Below are 23348 nucleotides of genomic sequence, written 5' to 3'. Positions count from 1 at the left end.
TTTTAAAAACGTCACGTTGTCACCTGCCAAAACGAGTCTGCAGGTGCAGTGCTTGTCTCTGCTTTTTTCTCATATTTCTTTAAAAGATCCGCAATGTCTGTTTTTTCATTATTTGTTTTTTCCGTTTCACTCTCCGTGCTGTTCCAGCCGCCCAAAAGCGGGTAGTGTTTTTTTCTGAATTCCGGCGGCTGAGGCGCCCGGTGATGTTCCCGCTGCCTTTCACCTCTGTATTCTTCAACGAGGATATGAGCATTTGTCCCGCCGTCAGGAAATGAACTCTGAGCTGCGACGCGGGGTTTCTTCTCTGAATGCCAATCAACGGGTTCACGATTAAAATGAATACGCGACGCTTCAAAGTCATAATGTTCAAATGGCTCAAGCGCTGATAAGAAAGGCGGAATCAGCTTATGATAGACGCTCAGCACACATCGGATGAAGCCCGCAAGACCTGAAGACAGAAGCAAATGCCCTACATTCGGTTTCACCGATCCGATCCGGCAGGGCAGAAGCGTTTTCCGGTTCAGCTGATAGACATCTGAGAGCGCCTTGATTTCCACCGAATCAACGATTGGGGAACCGCCTCCGTTCACTTCTATATATCCAATGTCTTCGGGCGACTTTTCCGCCATGTCAAGCGCAGTTTGAATGGCGTCTCTCTGCGCTCTTATATTCGGTGAACCGGGACCGAGCGTCCGGCCGTCATTGTTTACCGAGACGGCTTTTATGACGCCGTAAATACGGTCTCCGTCCCGCACCGCATCGCTCAATCGTTTGATAAAAACCGCCCCCGCTCCTTCTCCGAGCACTTCTCCCGCTGATTCACGGTCGAATATATGAAACACGCCGTTCTCATTTAAAATATGGCGCGCTCCGAATAACCGGTGCGCGGACGGAGATAAGAGCAGACTCACCGAACCGACTAAGGCCGCGTCAATCCTTCCGGCCAAAAGGGCGTCTTTTGCAAAGGACAGCCCGATCAGCCCTGAGGAACATGCTGTATCCACGACAAGGCTCGGTCCTGTGACATTCAAAAATCGTGAAATGTTGGCCGCCAAATAGTTTTGTCCCGCCCCCAAAATCGGGTTAGGCGCCTGCAGGATATGTTCCATACCGGCTGAAGGCTGCGCCCTGCCGCCGATGTACACGCCGACTTTCCGGCCCGATAAATCCTTTTGGCCGTAACCGGCATCATAAACGGAATGAACCGCTTCTTCTAATATGATCCGCGCCTGCGGGTCCATAATTGCCGCGTCTTTTTCAGAGATGCCGAAAAAGCCCGCATCAAACATGTCGATATCATCAATCCACCCCGCATAATCCTTTGCATGCGCTGTTGCATGCCAGCGCGTTGCGGGGACAGGCCGGATGGCGGTGTTTCCTTTCATCAGCAGCTCCCAAAAAGCATCCGTTCCGCCCGCCCCCGGAAAACGGCAGGACATGCCGACGACGGCAATATCGTCTTCGGTATCCGCTTTCGGCTTCATGGATGTTCTCTCTTCAGCAGCGGCGGTTAAATCAAGCTGTACGTCCCTGTCTTGAACGAAACCATTTTCTTTTGTCACAAAATCGGCTTCATGATGCGCTGCGAAATAGTCAACCATTTCTGTAATCGTTTGATATTGAAGCATTAAGGACGGTGTTAACTTTATGCTGATCCGTTTTTGCAGTGATTGAACCAATTCCGCAAAGAGTATTGAGTCAATCCCGTATTCATCAAACGGCATATCATCTTTTATCTGCTCATCCGTCATTTTCAGTTCTTCACTGAAGACGGTGCGCACCCATTGACGAATCGTATCCTTCACCTTTTGGTCACCGGCAGTGCTTTTTTTCACGGGAGCTTCAGCTTTCTTCACCTTCAGAAGATCACCAAAATCAGCCTCACTGTCTTCTGGAACACAAGGAATTCCGCAGCTTTGTCCGTTTAATATGATGTAATCTAAAAGCTTCAGTCCGTCTTCGGCAGACAGCCTGGAAAGTCCTGATTTTTGATAAGCAGGACTTTCCGGCAGGCCTTCAGCCATGCCGGTTTCTTTCCAGACGGGCCATTGAACGGCTTTAACAAACACGTTTCCTTTACCTGCCTGATGATTTGCAAAAGAGTCCATAAATGAATTAGCCATCGCGTAGTCACTTTGCCCCGCAGCAAGCGAAGGGATCAGACCCGAAACGGATGAGAACAAAATAAAAAACGACAGCGGCTCATTCTGAACGGCTTCATAGAGACCGCGAAGCCCTGTTACTTTCGGCGCGCAAACGCTTTCGATTTCAGTTTCGGTTTTGTTATAAAAAGCGGGGTGTTCTCCCATTGCACCCGCGCAATGAAAAACGCCGGTAATCGGTCCCATCGTGCCGCGGATGCTGTCCGTCATGTTCCGGAGCCCCTTTTGATCCGTAAGAGAAACGCTGTAATAACGGATCTCCGCGCCCCGCTCGGCTAACCTCTGCATCCGCTCGGCTTTTTCCGGGAGAATGCCGTCCTTTTTCATGTCTGCCCACTCTGAGGAATCGGGAAGCGGCTCCCGCCCCATGATGACCAGTTTCCTGCATCCGCGTGAAACGGCATGCTCTGCCGCAATTGCGCCGATCCCGCGCGATCCGCCCGTTATTAACAGCACATCATCAGACGAATAGGAAAGCTCAGGCGCCGCCGAAACATTCATACCCTGCTTCAGAAACGGCACATAACGGCGATTCAGCCTGTAGCAGCATTCACTGCCGCTTTTGGCCCGCGGCTGTAAAAATTCAGTCTCAATCTGTCTGCTTAATTCTTCTGTATGCTCAATCGCACAATCGCTATCTATCGTAAAAGAATGAATGTTGGCATACTCAGCGCCCAGCATTCGGTACAGCCCCGCCGTTTTCGCCCCTTGCATCAGAGGTTTACTTTCCTTGAAAGGCTGGAGGCGGTGTGTCACTTGGCTGAACACAGCGCCGCTATGACGGAATGATTCAAGAGCCTGCTGTAAAAAGGCAAGCTTTCCGTGTTCTATCTCTTCCTGCCGTTCATATTCCGCATCATATGCGGTTATGTCGACGACCCCGAGTATCTGTTTGTTTTGAAGAGACTCCCGCACTCTGCCGTAAAGGTTTCGCCCCGATGCGGCGGCGTAATAATCGGCGCCGTCTTTTGCCTGATGGATGAAGCAGATCGTTTCAATATGGCCGTTTCCTTTAAAAAGAGCATCGGCCAATCGGCGCGTCTTATCCGTTGCAAGTATCATTACTGTTCCTGATAGTGCTTCAGATTCCGCCGGATCTTGCTGCTTCCAGTCTTTTTGAAGAATGATCTTTTGGTTTTCCGCCGGTTCGTCTGTCTGTTTCCGGATATCCGCAGGCACAGGCACCCAATACCGCTCCTTCGCGAACGGATATACAGGAAGGCTGACCCGTTTCGGCTTCTCTCCTTCGTATAACAGGCTCCAGTCAACGGCGGCTCCTTTTGCCCACTCAGTGAGCAATCTGGAATATTGCTTGTTTTTCAGCAGCTCGGCCATTCCACTTGATGAAATATCATCTTGAGCACGTCCGCGGAAACATCCTTCAATTTCTGTTTTCCGTTCAAGCACATCCTTCAGTTTCGCTTGCAGACCGCAAACGGAAGTAACGATAAATGCCAGCCGTTCAGGCATCGCTTCTCTGCCAGCTTGAAGCGTGTAGGCCAGGTCTTTAAGGTTGACTTCTTTTTCCCGTAAAAAGCGGTCATACCGTTTGACATATTCTAATAGGCGTTCTTCATTTTTTGCCGAAAGCAGAAACAGAACCGGCTCGTCTTCCCGTATACTCACTGATTTCTTTTCAGCCTGCGGCGGCAGATATTCTTCTATGACAAAATGGGCATTGCTCCCGCTGGCGCCAAAAGAGCTTAAACCCGCTCTTCTCGGCTGGTCAGGATGTGACGGCCGTTCCCATTCTTCCAGCCGGTCCGCCACATAAAACGGCGTGTCCGGAAATGGAATATGGGGATTCAGCGTGTCCGCGTGCAATGACGGAAAGATTTCTCCATGCTTCAGCTGCAAAAGCACCTTTGTTAATCCGGCGACCCCGGCGGCTCCTTCTAAATGGCCGATATTTGATTTGGCAGAGCCGATGGCGCAAAACCGCTTCTTGTTTGTCCATTTGCGGAATGCGCGGCTCAGCCCTTCAATTTCAATCGGATCACCCAGAGACGTGCCTGTTCCGTGGGCTTCAATATAGCCCAGTGTCTCCGGATCAATGCCGGCACTCTGAAAAGAATCTGTAATGACTTCCGCCTGTGATGCCGGATCAGGCACGGTCAAACCGGATGTTTTTCCGACATGGTTTAAAGCGGAGCCTTTTATGACGCCATATATCGGACAGCCCATTCTTTCCGCTTCTTGAACGGTTGTCAGTAACACCGCGCCGACGCCTTCTCCCGGCACATAACCGTCACCGCCGTCGGCGAAGCTTTTGCAGACGCCTTCTGAAGACAGAAATCCGGCATTCGCCAAAAACGCATATTTATGCGGGTGTGTGACCGCATTCACACCGCCGGCAATGGCGAATTCGCACTCCCCCCTTTTAATGCTTTCACATGCCAAATGTATGGATGTGAGCGAAGAAGAGCACATCGTATCAACAGCCATTGACGGCCCTGTAAAGTTCAGGCAGTGAGACACGATATTCGGAACAGAGGCAGGCGTCACGCCCATAGACAGCGGTGTGCCCCGCTGTGTGATTTCAGCGCCGAACAGCTCATAATGGCTCCAAAACACACCTGCGAATACCCCGACGCGTTTTCTTTTTTGTGAAGATGGCCCGCGCGCCGTTCTGTCCTGATAAAAACCGGCATCTTCACAAGCTTCCCAAGCCGTCTCTAAAAACAGCCGCGCCTGCGGGTCCATCATTTCAGCCTGGCGCGGAGTCAGATTGAAAAACAGCGGGTCAAAGCTGTCTATGCGATCTAAAAATCCTCCGTAACGGTAGAACTGATCTGCTTCATATGAGAAAGAATAACCTTTCCATCTGTCTTTCGGCATTGTTGTAATGCAGTCTTTCCCTGAGCGCAGATTTTGGTAAAATTCATCAATGCTTCCCGCCTGCGGGTATCTTCCCGCCAATCCGATTACCGCAATATCATGCTCTTCTGTATGTCTCTCTTGTTTTCGGCTTCTTCTCTTGACAGCTGCGTTGGATAATGAAGATCCGTTCTTGTCTCCCTTTGGACCCAATCGGCCCATGCTTTCAGTTACAGCCGGCTCTTTCCCGTATAAAATAACGGATTGCAGCTTGCCGAGTCGCAGCATATATTCAAGTGCAGCCATCCCTTCCCCGGCCGGTAGCGGGCTGGTGCCTGTTGCATCATTCATGATCTCTTTCGTCAAGCTGTCAACCTGCATGCCGCCATCTTCCCAAAGCGGCCAGTTGATCGTCATAGAAGCCCCGTTCCGTTCGCCTTTTTCCGCTTTGCAATCGCGATATTTCATATATTCATCCATAAAAGCGTTCGCTGCGGCATAATCTGTCTGGCCCGCATTTCCGGCCAACGCCGAGAATGAGGAAAATACGGCGAAAAATTCAAGCGGTTCATGCCGTGAAGCTTCGTCCGCATGAATCAGGCCGCTGATTTTCGGCAGGAACACCTGCTTCAAGTCAGAACTGTCTTTTTGGATGATAAATTGATCTTTTAAAACACCGGCGCAATGAAAAATACCCGTCAGCCGGCCGAAGGTTTCTGTAATCTGAGCAAATGCCCGCTCTGTTTCGACTTTGCTGCCGATGTCCGCTTGAACGTAAAGAACTTCTGCTCCCAATGCTTTCAGTCTGCTGATCTTCTCAGACTGTTGCGGCGAACGGCCGATGAGTGCGAGCTTCACCTTTTCTTTTTCTGCAAGGTGACGGGCAAGCAGAAATCCAAGACCGCCGAGGCCTCCTGTAATGACATATACGCCGTTTTGTTTCCAAGGAGACTGTGTCTGCCCGTCCAGTTTCTCAATACGTTCGAACAATCTGATCTGCCGCATATTGTCTTTATACCGAATGTCTGTGCAGCCTGCATAAGAGCAGTCTGCTTCGGTTCTAATGATTGCGGCCGTCTCACTTGGCAATCTCTCATTCTTGTCACAGAAGGTGATCACCTGAGTGCGAAGAGCCGGATTTTCCAGATGTGCCGTTTTCAGCATAGCCCCGAGAGCGGAAGACAATGCCGCTCCATTCTCAACGGCGCATACAAGCTGAATCAATGTATGTTCTTTCGGATGGTCTGTCAGTTCCCGTTTGAGCATACGAAATATACGCTCGGCATCTGCTCCAAACTGCTCATCTGCAGCCTCATGCTCCCTTTTCAGTTCTATCACTTCCGCTTCCGGGCAATGTATGCCGAGTTCACCGGTGAGACGGGGTTCTGCATCGGCAGCGATAATGAGATGACGGGTGTGTTTTTGCCCGTTCTGCACCGCCGTTTCCAGCGGATGATCTTTCCAGGCGGGTTCAAAAAACAGAACCTCATCAGCGATGTCAGCATCTGATGTATGCCGTTCTTCGGCCGAATCTTTCAGCACACAGCCCGCTTCATTGATAAGGTAATCCGCAAGGCGGCGGACAGATGAATATTCAAAAAGCAGTGTCGGATAAAACTGCTGCTGAAAAGTCTGCTCTAATATCTTTACAAGCTTCAGCAAATGCGCCGAGTCAAGCCCCATATCATAAAAGCCTTTCCGCACATCAATATCCTGTGCCGGACGATTGATCAGCCTGGCGATTTCCGACTTTATGTAAGTCACCATGTTTTGTTCCGGCGTTTGCTGTTCAGACACGTCTTCTGCGGCCACAGGACTTTCGGGCTCTCCACGGCCGCTTCTGTTCTGCTGAGGCGGCTTCTCTTTGTCTATCAGATGGGTAATCATATTCGCTTGTCTGACCCTTTTTACTGTCAGTTTCTCACATTCGGCCAATACGTTCCCTGCCCTGTCGTAAATCGTGAAGTCGGCCGAATAAACATCAGGTTCGCTGTCTGATACGCCGCTTTCAGTGCGGCTGTTTTTCATAGAATAAGTGTAAATCGTTTTCGGAAACGGCTGATACATGCAAAAACGATTGATCATAAAAGGAATATAAGGTGTGTCATTTTGCTTTTGGGCCGACAATGCAAAGGAAGAGCCGGCAAGGGTGGACGCATCTAAAAAAGCCGGATGCGCCTTAAATTTCTCCCGGAATCCTTCAGCCAAATCACTCAGAGTGAGCTCCATTAATTCTTCTTTATCCTGAAGCTGATAAACGGCCCCTTCATTTTTCATAAACTCGCCATGCTCAATATGGCTTCTTCTTGCAATTCCGTAAATGTCATGCATGTCCCATTTTCGGCTTGCGTTTTTCATGAACGCTTCAATATTCAGTTCTTTTGCCCGGGGTGTGTCTTCTTGCAAATAAAGCTGGCATTCCATATTCTCATCCCGGTTTCCGCCAAGCGGTGTGCCGTTTTTTGCTTTTTCGCTAGTGATCTCAACTTTCCAGCTGTCACATGCCGGCGTAAAGGTGACATACAGGTGTTTATCAAACTCTTCAGATGTTACAACAGGCTGCTTAAAAATGATCTGTCTTAATTCTATAGGCCTTTCACCGAGATACCCGGCGGCGAGCCGATACAGCATATCTATTAAAGTCACGCCCGGGAGGACGCGGATTTGATGAACGCGATGATCCCGGACGATATAATTCGTATGGCTGATTTTCTGCAGGAACGTTTTGACTTGATCGGTGGCAACTGCCAATCTATCACACCTCGCTTATTTCAAACATTGCTTCTGTGCCCGCCTCATTTTCTTCCGCTTCGGACAACTGTGCTTTTTCAGGCCAATACCGCTGTTTTCGGTATACTGTCTGGCCGCCTTTCGGTTCCATGGCCGCTTTTCGCTCTTTAGGTATTCCTTCGTTGCTGACAATGATATGGGCGTTATTCCCGCCCAAACCGAACGCGCTGACCCCGGCCCTGAGTATCTCTTTTTTTCCGTCCCACCGCTTCAGCTCAAGCACAGGATAAAGCGGCGAATCATTAAATTGAAAGCGGGGGTTCGGTTTATGGCAATGCAAAGTCGGCGGCAGTTCTTCATTGGCAATCGCCAGCAATACTTTGATGATTCCCGCCGCGCCCGCCGCACTCAGCAAGTGGCCGATATTGCTTTTGACGCTTCCTACACCGCAAAATTGTTTTTCATCGGAATAAGCAGACAAGACATTGGTTAATCCTTTTAATTCAATCGGGTCGCCGATCAATGTACCGGTTCCGTGCGTCTCTACGTATGTCATGGTGTCCGGCTCGATTTCCGCTGATTGAACCGCCTGCTCAATCAAGTCCTGCTGCGCCCGGGGATTCGGCGTCGTCACGCCCATTGTGCTGCCGTCATTATTTATCGCAGAGCCGTCAATAACGCCGTATATTTTATCTTCATCTTCTATCGCTTTTTCGAGCGGCTTGAGCATCAGCACACCGCAGCCCTCTCCGATTCCTGTTCCGTCCGCACCGGCATCGAAAGATTTTGAACGGCCATTTGGCGATAAGATTCTCGCCGCGCTCATTGTGAGAAAAGGTTTTTCATCAAGCAAAATGTCAACCCCGCCCGCAAAGGCCGCTTCCGCTTCTCCATTTTGAATAGCCTGCACGGCCAAATGAATTGCCGTAAGCGAACTGGAGCAAGCTGTATCTACGACCAGGTTGGGCCCTGTAAAGTTATAAATGTGCGCCATGTGTGCGGTAATAAAATTTTGCCCCGCGCCAATAATCGCGTCTTTTTGCAGATATTGAAATTTCTGATGAAACGCACCTGCCCTTGCACCGGCAAAAACGCCGATACGGCGGCCCCAGAGATCCTCTTTTTGATAACCGGCATCGGCCAAAGCTTCCGCGCTCACTTCGAGCCACTGCCTTTGCAGCGGGTCTATCATCGGTGCCAGCGTTTCTGAAATATTAAAATACTCCGGGTCAAATTGATCAATATCGTGAATAAAACCGCCCCATTTACTGATGCTTTTTCCTTCTTGATATTCACCCGGCTGATAGTGTTCCCCGGTGTCCCATCTGTCCGGCGGAACTTCAGTGACGGCATCCGTTCCGCTGCGGAGATTCTTCCAAAATTCTTTTATATCCCCCGCTTTCGGAAAATGACAGGCCATGCCGATGATCGCAACCTTTCCCCGTTTCCCGGGCTTATCTGCCGTTTTTTTGCTCCGTTTCGGCATCTTCTGCAAAGGGACCTTCTCCGCGGAAACTGCTGTATCTGCCGAAAAAGCTTCCGGACAATGTGCAGCTAAATAATCCGCGAGCTGTTCAATGGTAGGATGCTCCAGAAGGACAGTCGGATCAATTGAAACGGATGGCAGTTTTTGATCGATCTTTGTCAGCACTTGCGCCAGAAAGATAGAATCCATTCCGTATTCCTGAAAAGGCACATCGATATCCATATGCGTTTCATCGATACTCAGCTCTTTTGCCAAAAGCGACCTCAGCCAAGATTGAATATCAGTCCGGTTATGTCCCCGTTTTTTGGTTTCAGGAGGTTTGGAAGCTGCTTTCATTCCTTTATGGGCGGCTGGCTTGGCGTTTTCCAGCGCTTTGATGTCCCAATCATGTTTCACTTGTGCCGGCAGCACGACAGCTCCGGGTTTTTCTCTTAAAATGTAATCAAGCATCTTGAGACCTTCTGCGTCAGAGTGCCGCAGCAATCCCGTTTGCTGATACATCCCGCTTTTTATATCCCTGCTCATGCCCGTCTCATCCCATGCCGGCCATTGTATGCTGATGATGCCGCTCTTATTGTTTTCTGCAAAATAGTCCATGTAAGAATTAGCCATCGCATAATCGCTCTGACCCGCCGCAAGAATCGGGACGGCTGCCGAGACAGATGAAAACAGGACGAAAAATGCCGGCGCACCATCCTTTACACTCTCATACAGACTGTGAAGGCCGTCTGCTTTCGGGGCGAGCACCCGCGCAATACTGTCTTTGGATTTGCGGAGAAAAGCAGGGTTTTCACGGTCCGCAATTCCCGCGCAATGCAAAATGCCTCCGACAGGTCCGAGCGTTGAGGTTACCTCTTTTATAAGCCGTCCGACGGCCTGCTTATCCGTCAGATCAACTGCTGAGACGCACACTTTTACGCCTTGTGATTCCAGCTGCCGGATAAGCTGTATTTTTTCCGAAACGACAGGGTCTGTTTGCTCAAGATCCCACTCGGTTTTCGGCGGCAGCTCCTTTCTGCCTGTCAAAAGCAGTTTCTTCACACCATACGCTGAAACGAAATGCTTGGCGCATAAAGCGCCGAGACCGCGCGTTCCTCCGGTTATCATCAGGACGGCGTCTTTTGGAAACACAGTCCGGTCTGTTTGCACGGCTTCAGGTTCAATCTGATCAGTCTGCCGAAGAACATAACTGAAGCGCATACCCTCCCTATAGCAAACAGCAGACTCCGTTAAGTCTGATTCAATTTCTTGTTTAATAAAAGCGGCTGTCTGCTCCAGCGGCTCTTCAGGATCAATATCGGCGTGACAGGTGAGAATATGGCTGTATTCATGCCGCAGCATGCGATAAAGTCCCGCTTTTTCAATACCATGCATAACGGCAGCCTTATTTTTGAATGATTCAAGCCCTTTTGTAAGATAAAGCATTTTCATGTTTTCTTGTCCGCGGCCGTATTCAATCAGCTGCTGCAGCGATGCCACCCAGCTGATGTCCTGCCGCTTTTGTCGAGAGCCGCAGCCAGTGAAGTCAATAAACCCGGAATAGACGGCCGCATTCGCATCCTGTAAGAAAGAGATGAGCTGATTTTCCTGCACAATGTCAGCATCATTCAGCTGTTTTTTCACCTCGGCGGCAAGGTCTTTTGTATCCTCGGAAACGATGAGCGCTATTTTGCTGAATGGCTCGGATGAAGACACTGCCTCGCAAGGCTCCCATGTTTTCTGCAATAATACTGTTTTTTGATTCGAAAGCGGCAGCTGCTCCCGTTTCGGCACCCAATAGCGGTCTGCTCTGAACGGATAGGAGGGCAGGCTGATGCGGCGCGGCTTACTGTCCGTATACAGCTGCTCCCAATCTGTGTCAAATCCGTTTGCCCAGAGCCGCAGCACTTTCTTGTATTTCTTTTTCTCAAGCCAGGCGCTGACGAGATCAGCGGCGTCTTCATCGTCTGAGAACATGGAAATCGTGTTATTCTCGCGTTTTTTACGGCCGCTGATGATATCTTCGCTGTTTTTTCCCAACAGAAACGCGTTCAGTTTTTCAGTCAGTTCCTCTGCGGAGCCTGCAATGATTCCCAGCCTCGCTTCCATCGCATCCCGTCCGGTCTGCAGCGTGTATGCGGCATCTGCAAGATCGATATGGCGGAATGATCCGTTTTGGATAAAATCGCGAAGGAGACGCGCTCTTTCTTTCAGCCGCTCTTCATTTTTAGCCGACAAAACAAAAAGAGATGACGCTTTCTCACGGGTTTCCTGCTGTTCCGTCTCACTTCTGCCCATGTATTCTTCAATAACGATATGCGCATTGACGCCTCCGAAACCGAATGAGCTTACACCCGCCCGGCGGGGCAGGACCCGGCCGTTTTCATCACGCAGCGCTTCCCACTCCTTTGTTTCTGTCACAATGTAAAACGGGCTGTCCTTCAATTTGATATGGGGATTGATGTTCTCGCAATGCAGACTTTTGGCGAGCGTCCGATGTTTCAGCTGCATCAATACTTTGATAACGCCCGCAATGCCTGCCGCGAGCTCCAAATGTCCGATATTTGTCTTCACTGAGCCTATCCCGCAATATCCGCCCGGAGCCCCGTCTGTTTGGAAAGCTTTTTTCAATGCATTGATCTCAATCGGATCTCCGAGTGCCGTTCCTGTTCCGTGCGCTTCTATATAAGTGATGGTTGACGGGTGAATACCGGCTTTTTGATAAGCGCTTTTCAGCACATCCGTCTGAGCCTGCGGATTCGGCGCGGTAAGCGACGCTGAGCGTCCGCCGTGATTTTCCGCTGTACCGCGGATGAGGCCGTAGATGTGGTCCCTGTCACGCTCAGCCTCTGAAAGCTTTTTCAAGACAATCATGCCGGCACCTTCTCCTCTGACATAACCGTCAGCCTGATCAGAAAATGTTTTGCAGCGCCCGTCTTCACTGAGCATGCCTGCTTTTTGAAAGCCGATATGCCCTTCAGGCGTGACGATCGTGTTGACGCCCCCTGCGACCGCCATATCACAATCTCCCGTTTCAATGGCTTTTACCGCGCGGTGAATGGCGACTAAAGAGCTTGAACAAGCGGTTTCTACCGGCTCGCTCGGCCCGTGGATATCAAGAAAATAACTCATCCGGTTCGGCCCGACGGACGGCACGATTCCGGTCATCGTATACCCCTCGACAGGAAGACCCGCCTTATTGATTAAGGTTTGATATCCGCTTCCCAATGTGCCGGTGAAAATGCCGGTTTTTGTTCCGGCAATCCGTTTTGCTGAGTACCCCGCGTCTTCAATGGCTTTCCACACATACATCATTAATAGACGCTGCTGAGGATCCATCATTTCAGCTTCTTTCGGAGATATCCCGAAAAACAGCGGGTCAAACCCGGCGATTCCATCTATAAAACCGCCCCATTTTATTGACGTTTTATTTGCATCCGCTGCCGGATCGCCGTAATATTCGCGCCAATCCCAGCGATCTCGTGGAATTTCTGTAATGCAATGCTCCCCTTTTTGTAAACGAGTCCAGAATTCATCTATGTCTTTCGCCTGCGGAAAAATACCGCTGATTCCGATAATGGCTATCGGTTCGGTTTTTTCTTCTGATTTTCCTTTTACGGATACGGGCGTTTCCCGCTTGACATGAACGGCCGCCGGATCTTCAGCTTTTCTTATTCCGGCTTTTGGAGCGGTTTTTAAACTCTCTCTTTCTAAGCCGCTGAATGCTTCTTTCCATTCAGATATCAAATAGCCGCTCAGTTTGCGCAATGTCGGAAATTCAAAGAAGATAGTCGGGCTGAGCTCAAGCTGATAAGACCGATTTAATAGATTTGTAAATTCAGTGAAAATGATCGAATCAAATCCGTATTCCGTCAGTTCGCTGTCAGCCTCAATATCTTTCATGCTTACCTTTAAAAGATCTGATACATGCCGCTTTAGTTTCTCTTGCACCTGATCTTTCAGATCTCTTGCATCTGCCACTGCCGGAGCTTTTCCGGCGGCGCTTTGTTCTTCGCCCAGATCGAAAATATGGCTGCGAATCCGTTTTTCGTCGCCTTCTGCCACCATGACCTGGTGTTCTCCGGAGGCAAAAGCGGCGTAAAGCGCTTGGATGCCTGAGGCCGATCGCATGGCTTTCATTCCGGTCTGTTCGTACATCAGCCGTTCGGTCTCTTTGTCCACGCGCATACCTCCTTCTTCCCAAAGCGGCCAGTTGACGGACAGGGTCTTCCCGCTCCGCTCGTTGTCCCGCACGAGACGGTTTCGGCGGGCTGCATAAACATCCATAAATGCGTTGGCTGCCGCATAACCGGCCTGCCCCGGATTTCCCATGCCTCCCGCCAAGGAAGAAAACAGGATGAAAAAGTCCAGCCGCACATCTTTCGCTGCTTCATCAAGATTGATAAGTCCTTTCACCTTCGGCGCCATGACGGTCTTCCGTTCGTTTTCTGTCTGGTTCAGAATGTAGTTGTCAGCGATCACGCCGGCGCCGTGAATGATCCCGTCAAGTGTTCCGTGCTCCTCCTGTATGCCGCGGACGAGGGCGGTGACCGCCGCCCTGTCTGTCACGTCAACCGGTTGATAAAATACGCGGGCACCCGACACTTCCAAGCGCCGTAAGCGGGCGGAGCGGTCTTCATCAAGCGCTTCCGCCCTCCCCGTTAATACGAGGACGGCGTTTTTGACGCGGGAGGCTATTTCTTCAGCGAAAATCAGTCCGATGCCGCCCGCTCCCCCCGTGAGGAGGTAGACCCCTTCGTCTTTCCACGGAACGGCGCCGCTTTGAGGCGCCGGCAGATGACGCCAGTTTCTGACGAGACGTTTGCCGGCTTCATAACGGATTTCCGCTTGTTCAGGATGCGCCCGATTTTCGTTCAGCTTAGCAAGAAGCGATGATGCTGACTCGTCCGGATCGGCTTGGATGACTTGGCCGTACAGCTTCGGATGTTCAAGGTGAGCCGTTTTCAGAAAAGCGGCCAGCCCCACCAATACATTGTCTTCCCCCCTGTCGGGGACAAGAAGCTGGATCAGCGTTTTTTTCTTCTGTTTTTCTTTGATAAGACGCGTGACGATCGCTGACAGCTCCGCCGCGCAGGCGTTATAACGGTCTTCAATCGGACCTTCGCTGTCAGCCGCACATACGGCGCCGCTTATGTCCTCAGCATTCATTCCGCCATACAGCGTCACGTATCTGAAAGACTCTTCTTGTCCGCCGCCTTCATCCGGCGGTGATTCCTGCCACTTTGGCTGAAGCAAGAGCGGTTTTTCCTCCGTTCCCTCTTCCAGAAAACGGGCGGTGAGTCCCGTCAATCGGACACATACCGCGCCGTTTTCGTCACACAGCTCAATATGATAGGCGCCGGCCGCTGAGGAAAGCACCGCCCACATCGTCTCACGGCACGCAGAAAACACCTGCATATCCTGCAGGGCAAACGGCAGAAACGGCCGTCCGGACGCGGAACCGTCTGAGAGCACAAGACCGATAGAAGCCTGAAGGGCGGCGTCCAGCATGCTTGGATGCAGGATGAACGGCTCCTTTTCTTCGCGGGCGGACGGCGGAAGAGTGAGCTTCGCGAGCACTTCTCCGTTTCCGGCATAGACGGCGTCAAGCGCCTGATGCGACGGTCCGTAGGTGATGCCGAGGCTGTCGAACGCTTCATAACACTCAGCCTTTGACATGCGCCGGCCGCCGCAGCGCGCCTGAACCGCTTCCACATCGAGAACAGGAGCACGCTCCGTCTCTTCGAACACGGCCTTTCCCTGGAAAAAGACAAGCGGCTCTTCCCCTTCGGCATACGCTTCAAAAGCGATGTCTCCGTTTTCTTCCGGCTGAAGCTTTACATGAAGCGTCACTCCTTCAGAAAGCGCCGTCACCGGACGGAGCCAAACGATCTGTTTGAGCCGGACACCCGTTTTCCCGCCGGGCAAGTCTTCAGCAGCCAGCGTAACGGCGGCCCGGGCCATTTCTAAAGCAGCCGTGCCCGGAAGCACCGGTTTTCCATTGACGATATGATCCGCAAAAAACGGTTCATGCCCTGAAAAAACAGAAGTAAAGCGCTGGGCGGTAAAGGTCGATGTATTCGCATGGAGCAGCGGGTGAAGCTTTTCACGTTCAGCTGAATTCCGGCTTTCAAGCTCTCTCTGAAGACGATCGGACGCCCAATACGTCTGCCTGGCAAACGGGTAGCCCGGCAGATTGCCGATTCGCGGCAAAGGTCCGCCATAAAGCAAGTCCCCTTCGATTTCATAACCTTGACAATAAAAATCTGCCAGCACGCATAACAGCTCCTGATACTTTCTATGGTCAGAATATGAGGCGCTGCACTTGCCGAGCACTTCTATTATGTGCTCCTGAATATGCTGACGGCCTGCAAAGTGCTGCGGTACTTTTCCCGAAAACACATAAGGATGATGTTCATTAAGCTTTGCCTGCTTCCATACATACACTGCGTCATCAGCATCTTGCACTACGATGGCGGCGCGATGGTTAAAATGATGCCGTCCTTTTAACAACGTATAGCTGAGCTGGGCCAGATCATTTTCTTTCAGTCCGCCATTTTCCGCCCAAGTGATCATATCTTCGATTTTTTCCTGAAGGGCCTCCTCTGTTTTTGCAGACAAAGTAAGTAAATATGCAGGGGCATCACGATGAGGTGAAGCATTGCGCTTATAGCTTTCCATAACGACATGGGCGTTTGTTCCGCTCATCCCGAATGCGCTGACTGCCCCCATTCGGTTTTTACCCGGCAGAGAAGGCCACGGTTTACCCGTTTTATTCACATAAAAAGGACTCTTCTCCCAGTTGATATAGCGGTTTTCCCCGCTGCAATGCAGACTGGCGGGAATCATTTCACGGGAAAACGCCTGTAAAAGACTGATCAAACTGACAATGCCTGACGCGGCAAACGTGTGGCCGATATTGGTTTTAATTGATGTGAGCGCGCAAAAAGCTTCTTCGTTTGTATAGGCAGAAAATGCGTCATAAAGCGCGTTAATTTCCACCGGATCACCGAGTTTTGTACCTGTACCGTGTGTGACGATATATTCGATATCTTCAGGGTTGATACGCCCCCGGTCATAAACGGAAGTAAGCAGCCGGGTCTGCGCGACGCCGCTCGGAGCGGTAATTCCGTTTGTTTTCCCATCATAATTGATGCCGCTCGCCCGAATCACCCCGTAAATCGGATCACCATCTTTTTCCGCCTCTCTCAGCGGCTTAAGAACAACCGCCGCGGCCGCTTCCCCCGGAACCATGCCGTCAGCCCTTTTATCAAACGCGAAGCATTTCCCGTTTTCCGACAGCATTCCGGCTTTATCTATCGTTTCAAAAAAGTCCGGGGTATTCATGATATTCACCCCGGCCGCAACAGCTGTTGTGCACTCTTTATTCTGCAGGCTTAATACCGCCTGATGGACAGAAACGAGCCCCGAAGAACATGCTGTATTTATCGCCATCACAGGACCGGATAAATTCAAGTGATAAGCCAGCCGCGCCGCCAAAATACCGTTATGATGAGACGTGACATTGCCTTTGTCCCGTGTTAAAAGGTGATAATCTCCTTCTTCCGCCCCCACAAACATACCGATCGTCTGCTGCCTGATATGACTGGCGCCGTAGCCGGCGTCCTCAAGGGCCCTCCACGCTTCCTGAAGAAGCAGCCGCTGTTTCGGATCCATCGTTTCAGCTTCCCTCGGCGATATTTCAAAAAATAAAGGGTCGAATTCGTCCGCCCCCGGTACAGCGCCGAGTTTCCATTTTGAACTTGTGAAGCCTTTTTTTGCGACCGGTGCGACAACGTCCTCTTCCTGAAACAGAATGTCCCACAGCTCGTCCGCCGTGCGCGCCTGAGGAAATCGGCCGCTCATGCCGATAATGGCAATGGAATCAGCTGCCTGACTGCCCTCGGTTCCGGCATTCAGCTTATTTCTTCCCCACTGCTTCTTTCGCTTTTCCGTTCCTCCCTTTTCAAAGACAGATTGATCTGCGGATTCAGGTTTCTTTTCTTCATAGACATGCTCCATGACGGACTTGTGTTCCGTCAGAAAATAGCGGACGACCTTCTCCAGTGTGGAATGTCCGAAAAACAGGGCCGGTGTCACTTCAATTCCGTAGTGAGCGGACAAAGAAGAGGCGAATTCCGCCAAACTGATAGAATCAAAGCCGAAATCAGCCAGATTGTCAGCGTCCGTCAGTCTGTTCTTGTCTATTTTCAAAAGCCCCGCCGCCAGTTCTTTCACATCCCAGGTTACGCATTCTTCCAGCGTGAAGCCTTTCATTTCACTCCGCCTTCCTGAAAACGGGACGTTCCTGTTTACAGAACCCGAAATCGGCCGTTCGCCTTGATCTATCTGCAGGAAGCGTTTGGCCCTCGACGGAAAACCGGCCAGGACGAGATACTGGCTGGACGGCTGGACTAACAATGTTTCAAAAGCTTCGAGTCCTTCCTCTGTGTATAAATAACGCTGTCCGCTTGATTTTAAATACATATCGGTGCTTTCCGCCGTGCCGACATGCATCCCCCCTTCTTTCCAAAGCGGCCAATTGATTGCAAGTGACTTGCCGCTTCTGAGTCCGAGGCTCACAAGTTTATCCCGATGACGGACAAAAGCCATTTGGAAGCGGTTCCCCGTCGCGTAGTCACAAGAACCGAAGTCTCCTAAAATCGCTGAAGAAGAAGAGAAACAACAGAAGAAGTCAAGCGGCTCCCGTGACAGAACCTGATCTAACACCGCAGTGCCGTCCGCTTTTGGCGATAAGACTTGCTGAAAGGTTTGCAGATCTTTCTCCAGAATGCTTTCAGTGCCTTGAAGACCTGCAGCGTGAATGACACCGTGAATCGGCCCGCATCCTTTCTCTTTCGCTTCTTGCAAACCTTTCTCCATCTGAGCTTGATCTGCGGCATCCGCCTGCACGTAAAACACCTTGGCGCCCGATTCTTCCAATCTCTTTATCTTGTTCAGCACCGGGCCGCCTGCCGCTGATCTCCCCGTCAAAATGAGCGTAACCGGTCCTTTTTCAGCAAAATATCCGGCAAATAACAAGCCTAAACCCCCGCATCCGCCGGTAATCAAGTACGTTTTCCCGCTTTTTATCACACGCTTCTCAACAGGGGCAATATCCGTCTGCTTCATTTCCATGACGTGACGGATTTCCCCACTGTACATGACACTGCGGAACGACTCGCTGTGAAGTTCTTCACATACGTTATGGATCAGTTTTTCTAACGGTCCTTTTTGTCCAAAATAAACCGCGGCCGTATCCGTCTCCGGCAAGATCAGTTTCAGCGACCGTTCCAGCCCGATCCATGACTCGGCGTAACTGATATCGGTATCAATCCCGCACTGAGCGGAAAGAAGGATTCGCCTCGGTTTAGAACGCAAAGAAGCAGCTGCGCGGATCACATGATACAGAATAGAATAGTCTTTCACGACCTTTTCATCTTCAAGCGGCCATCCATATAAAACGGCATCCGCTTTGCCTGCAGCCGTTTCAATATGCCGAAACGTTTCTTGATATGCTTGTCCGTCAGTGATTTTAATTTGATAATGCGTGTTTGAAAGCTTTTGAGTTTTCTCACCCTGTGAAATAAAAAACACGCCGGCTCCCGGATAAAGGGATTGTAAAGACCGATAAGCATGCATTCTGGCAGCTTCTTCCGTAAGAAAACAGATGACCGTTTTCAGCTCTTCATGAATGGATTTCTTCAGAGGCTGCTGCGTCCACATTTCTTCAAATATCATCATCTCGGATTGTTCCTCTTGCCCGTGATCCTGCTGAGACGGGTGTCTCATTCTTATCCCTTTGATTTCTGCGCAGACAGTGCCGGTTTCGTCACAAAATTGAATGTCACAGCCGGTTTGATTCTTTTTATTCATATACATCCACATGCCGGATGAGCACGGACGCATGACGCGGAGTTCTTCAACCGCTTCAGGCACGATATGGACTGACGGCTCCGTTTTTGCCAGGACTTGAAAAGCTGCGTCCAGAAATTCCGGCGGCAGATGATATCCCGGATTACAGCCGCTTTCATCTATAAGAGCAAGCTTCGCCCAAACCGCATTTTCTCCCGCATAAAGCTTTTCAACGGTGCGGAACTCCTTACTGATCGTTACACCTGATGTGCCTGGTGTTTCATAATCGAATGACAGCGGACGGCAGTCTTTTTGTAAGGAGGCAATATCCAACACGCGGGATGGCTGTATGTTCCCTTGTCCGATGATTCCATAATGATGCAGCTTCTCTTCACTGTATATTTCATAATGGATGCCTTCCTCGTCTTCAGACAGAAGGGAGAGATTGACGCCCGCACCGTGATGTCCGCCGGTAATCGGGTCAGTCCATGCCGCTGTTCGGATCCATATCTCTTTTTCTTCAGAGCTGTCTGCCGCATGATGATAAGCCGCAAGCGCCATTTCTAAATAAACGGCTGCCGACAGAACCCGCTCCCCTCTCACATTCTGGAAAACGTGTTCCCGGCCTGTAAAAGATGTATGATAGCTTTGCTCCGCCAAGGTTGACGTATTTTCATGCAGGAAAGGATGCACATATTCAGTTGTTCCTGCTTTTTGTTCTTCCCGCTTCATCCAGTAGCTTTCTTTTGCAAATGGATAAGACGGCAGACTGATACGATGCGGCAGCGCCCCTTTATATAAAGATGCCCAATCGACGGGCATCCCGTGAACCCAGGCATTCAAAAGACTGTCAAATTGATGTTTTTCCATCCAATCACTGACTGTGCCTTCCGTCTCTGTGACAGCACTATCACTCCGGCCCGTAAACACCCCGCTTACGGAACCAGCATGATTCAGAAAAGCAGTCAGCTTCTGTTCCAATTCAGAAACAGAGTCCGCTCTCATCGCCAGCCGTTCTTCCATCGGGACCCTGCCGACTTGAAGGGTAAATGCCGCGTCAAGCAGATTCGCATCTGTAATTGTTCCGTTTCCGGCGGCATCCGACAGCAACAGAGCCCGCTCGCGCAAGCGGTCTTTATCTTTTGCCGATAAAACAAAAAGCGCCGGACGGCCGGAGTCCGCCGAAGTCATTTCAGCCGTTTCATATTCTTCTATCAACAGGTGGGCATTTGCTCCGCCCGCTCCGAAAGAAGATGTACCCGCGATTCTCGGATATTCCCGTGTTACTCCTTCAGATTCTATGACCGGCCGTCTCCATTCCGCCGTTTCCTGCTGCACGATAAAAGGAGAAGTTTCAAAATCAATTTCCGGGTTCAGCTGCTTTGAATGCAGCGACGGCACCAGATATCCGTGTTTCATCTGAAGAAGAATTTTGGTGACCGCAGCAATGCCCGCCGCACTTTCCAGGTGTCCGATATTGGATTTAACAGAACCGATGGAACAAAATTGCTTTGCATCCGTATAGCGTCGGAAAGCCTTGGTTAACCCTGCGATTTCAATCGGATCTCCCAAGGAAGTGCCGGTGCCGTGGGCTTCCAGATAGCTGATTGCTCTCGGATCAATCCCTGCCCGCTCCATCGCCTCTGCGATCACTTCCCCTTGTGCATTCGGATTCGGAACGGTGAACCCGTTCGTTTTGCCGCCGGCGTTCAGAGCGCTTCCTTTAATGACACCGTATATATGATCATGATCTTCAACAGCCTTTTTCAACGGCTTTAACACGATACAGCCGACGCCCTCTCCGTCAACAAACCCGTCAGCCTTATCACCGAACGCTTTGCACGCGTTTGACGGTGACAGCATTCTCATAGAAGAAAGTCCGATATAATGAACCGGATCTGTAATCAGGTTTACGCCGCCGGCAATTGCGCATTCAGATGCACCTGTTCTGATGCTTTCTGCGGCGAGATGAATAGCGGTTAAGGATGAGGAGCATGCGGTATCGACCGCGATGCTCGGACCGTGAAAATCAAACACATAGGATACGCGGTTCGGGATAAAGTGGTAGTGGGCCCCTGTCGGATAGTTGCCGTTCATGACACCCGCAAAGACACCAACCTTTTTACCGGCGCATAGTGAATCAGGGGTATATCCGGCATCCTCAAGGGCCGCATAAGCGGTTTCCAGAAACAGTCTCTCCTGCGGGTCCATGCGCTCCGCTTCTTTCGGGGAGATTTTAAAAAACAGCGGATCAAATTTATCAATATCTGTTAAAAAGCCGCCCCACTTTGTATACATCCGGCCTTCCTTACCTTTTGTCTCATCATAGTAGTCCCGCCAATCCCAGCGGTCTTTCGGAATTTTGGTGATTCCGTGTTCACCGGTCTTTAACCGTTCCCAGAACTCATTAACATTTTCAGCTCCGGGATACCTCCCGGCTAGACCGACAATGGCCACTTCAAGGTGTTTTGACGGCGGTTCGGAAGCGGGCGGCGCTGTTTCAGAAAAAGATGCCGCTTGGCGCTTCGCCAATCCGGCGCTTTTTTTGCGGCTTTGCTTTTTCTGTAATGTGTGCGGCGCCTTTTCGGCTTCTTTATTTGTCTTGAAAATCCCAGCCATATCATCCTGTCTTGAGCTGACGAGATATTCCGCTAATCCGCCGATTGTCGGATACTCGAAGAACAAAGTGCTGCTGATATCAGGGATGTCTTCCCGCACGCGGTTGGTCAGCTGTACGATTAAGATGGAATCGATTCCGTATTCTTCAAGGGGCGTATGGGCTTGAACGTCCTCAATCGGCATCTTTAAGATGGCGCTGACGATCTGTTTCAGATACTCTGTGCTTTTTTCAAGCAAAGAGCCGGATGATACCGCTTCAATATGACGGACTTCTTCAGAAAATCGCGCATGCAGTTCGCGCTCCTTCGTTTCAGCCAAGTATGCGGCAAGCTCTTCTATCGTCCGGTATTCAAAAAACAGCGTGCTGCTGATATCTGGGACGAGATCCCGCAGCTCATTCGTCAGCTGAACGATCAGAATAGAGTCAATGCCGTATTCATCCAGAGGAGCCAGCGGATTTATCTCTTCTGCCGGCATTTTTAATACGTTTGCCGCAGCCTTTATCAGAAAAGCCGCTGTCTTTTCCGAAAGCCCCTCTCCCGCTTGTTTGATGGGGAGCTGACGATCAGAGGATGTTTGCGGTACGTTTGATTGGCGCTTTTGCGCGGTGTAAGCTTCCCTGCTCTGCCTGATGACTCCGTTGCTTTTCGCCGTGATAATCTGCTGGGTGTGCAGACGTTCGTTTTCAGCCGGAAATTGAATGGAATGAAAGCCTTCAGCCATTAAAACGGATTTCCATGTTTCCGGATAAAGGCCGGGGCACCCCGGAATCCGCAGCGCCTCGTCTTCGTACAGCCACCAGCCCTCTAACAAGCCGAATGTAACATGTGTAAACGGCGTATGCCCGCCCAGTTCATTAACAAGCAGCAAACCCTCCTTTTTCAATACGGCTTTTGCCGTCCGTAATGTTTTCCGGATATTTTTGGTGGCATGCAGCACGTTTGCGGCAATAGCGATATCGTAGGTTCTCAGATGTAATCCCTGGCCCGCCGCAGGCTGCTCCACATTAAACAGCTGATACGTCAAATACGGATTGTCCGCGCCGTATTCCTTTTCGGCATGCATTAAAAAAGCTTTTGACAAGTCGGTATAACAGTATTCCTGAATATGGTTTTGATAGGGGCGGAGCTTTTTAAACAGTGTGCTGCTCGTTCCGCCGGTGCCCGCTCCGATCTCCAGCAGACGGATGTTTGCCTCAGGATTGTTTTTAATTACATTTTCCACATAAATACACGCTTCATTTGCCAGCACATCGTTGTAATAATCAGCGAGAATGTTATGCTTATAGATTCCTTCAACAAGCTCCATTGAAGAATCGGGAAACATCACGTCAGTGGCTTTTATTTTGCCTGTTAAAATGTCAGGCAAAGCTTGAATGACGGTATGCGCCAGCAGTGCCTGCGCTTTCATATCCGGATCTTTCAGCCATTCGTTTTTCTTCTTATGCCACTCTTCCCAAACCGCGGCCGTTTCACCGCTTTTAAAATCGCTGTCTAAAAGACGGATACTTTCTTCCAGCCAGCGCTCATATAAAGGCAGACAGGAAGCCGCCGGCGCTTCGCCGGTCAGACCCATTGAACGCAGCGTCACCCGCAATACTTGCAGCAAAAGCCGATTCAATTCTTTCATTTGATTGCTTATTTCTGTTCTTAAGGATAACTGTGTACGGTCTTTTTGTTTGTCTCCCTTACCCAAAACCT

Annotated in this window: 2 protein-coding genes; both read right to left on the bottom strand. The window is 50.5% G+C overall.

Features of this window, described 5'->3' with window-relative positions:
* Nucleotides 1–11: 11 nt before the first annotated feature.
* Nucleotides 12–7730: a type I polyketide synthase gene (locus OVA33_RS13185; RefSeq protein WP_063636695.1), complete on the bottom strand. Its 7719-nt coding sequence runs from the start codon at nt 7728–7730 to the stop codon at nt 12–14.
* 4 nt (nt 7731–7734) lie between these two features.
* Complete coding sequence (locus OVA33_RS13180) at nt 7735–23343, bottom strand: SDR family NAD(P)-dependent oxidoreductase (protein WP_063636696.1); 15609 nt, start codon at nt 23341–23343, stop codon at nt 7735–7737.
* Between the last annotated feature and the right edge of the window lie 5 nt (nt 23344–23348).

The sequence above is a fragment of the Bacillus sp. KICET-1 genome (genome assembly GCF_027721405.1).
Lineage (GTDB): Bacteria > Bacillota > Bacilli > Bacillales > Bacillaceae > Bacillus > Bacillus velezensis.
The sequence above is the reverse complement of the archived record's forward strand: the minus strand, read 5'-3'. Positions and strand labels throughout refer to the sequence as shown.